This is a genomic window from Psychroserpens sp. BH13MA-6, from assembly GCF_052983595.1.
This window is the reverse complement of record NZ_JBRJGE010000042.1, coordinates 1-813: the sequence shown is the minus strand read 5'-3', so window position 1 is coordinate 813 and position 813 is coordinate 1. Positions and strand designations below refer to the sequence as shown.

Here is an 813-nt window from a genome sequence, read left to right as displayed (position 1 = left end):
ATCATACACAATTACGTTGGCAGTAAGATGAGAAAACCTATGAGAAACATTTCAATCCTTCTATTATTGATAATAATTAGTTCCTGTAATTCAAATTTGAAATCGGAATCTAACTCAATGTCTGAAACTGATATTGATGGAATGTTTGGGATTTTAAATACTAAATGTGATGAATCTATTGTTTTTCTAATGGATGACATTCACGCAAAAATTTTACGAAACGATTATGACAGTTTAGATGTAGTTAAAATTCAGAAGTACGATAACCTCACTAAAGGTTATTTAAAATATTTGAGCGGAATTGAAAAACAGTACGCTGAAAATAAAGTTAATCCTTTTTTCACCAATGGTAAGTATTCTGAAAAAGGAACCGAATATCTAAATAAAACGGAATTTTACGAAAAAGAGATTTTAAAATTGGCTGATAACAATCAAACGAAAAATAGAATTCGTGCTAAAGCTGGAGCTTATAGTGTAATTGCCACAAATGGATATGAAGCTAAACATTTGGACTATTATTTTGACGATTTACCACATAAAGGAATTGTGACTTATCTAAAGTTTAGACAGCAAAGTATATTGGAACTTGAAAAAGACTTTCTGAATGAAATACTCATTGCACCTGAACAAAATCCTACTGCCAACACCGTGTATAATTAATTGCTAAGTTGGTTAAGACAAGGAAAAATTCCTACTTTTATTAAAAATATAAACAACTCGGAAAACCTGAACTAGCAGCTCGCGTTTTTCCCGCGGAACATCAGCCGCATACGCTCGCTGAAATTCCGCAACATAATCATACACAATTACGTT

At 31.7% G+C, this 813-nt stretch carries 1 protein-coding gene; it reads left to right on the top strand.

Annotation, left to right across the window (positions count from 1 at the left end):
• Positions 1-660 (top strand): hypothetical protein (locus ACU8DI_RS15375; RefSeq protein ID WP_447113678.1); only part of this gene is annotated, 660 nt, incomplete at its 5' end.
• Between the last annotated feature and the right edge of the window lie 153 nt (positions 661-813).